Here is a 239-nt window from a genome sequence, read left to right as displayed (position 1 = left end):
CGCCGGGGCGCACGCGCAGGTGGTCGCCGACATGCACGTGGGTCAGCGGGATGTCTTCCTCGCTGCCATCGGCATTGACGCGTCGGGCTTCCTTGGGCGCCAGGCCAAGCAAGCCCTTGATCGCCGCGGACGTTTTCGAACGCGCCCGCAGCTCCAGCATCTGGCCAAGCAGGGTCAGCGACACGATCACCGCCGCCGCCTCGTAATACACACCGACGCGCCCATGCTCGGTAAACGAC

General features: G+C 67.4%; 1 pseudogene. It reads right to left on the bottom strand.

Annotated elements, in window-relative coordinates:
* Positions 1-239 (bottom strand): annotated as a pseudogene (locus OC373_RS18865) (copper-transporting ATPase); the annotation flags it as partial.

The sequence above is a fragment of the Stenotrophomonas sp. Ste96 genome (assembly GCF_024519495.1).
Lineage (GTDB): Bacteria > Pseudomonadota > Gammaproteobacteria > Xanthomonadales > Xanthomonadaceae > Stenotrophomonas > Stenotrophomonas bentonitica_A.
The sequence above is the reverse complement of the archived record's forward strand: the minus strand, read 5'-3'. Positions and strand labels throughout refer to the sequence as shown.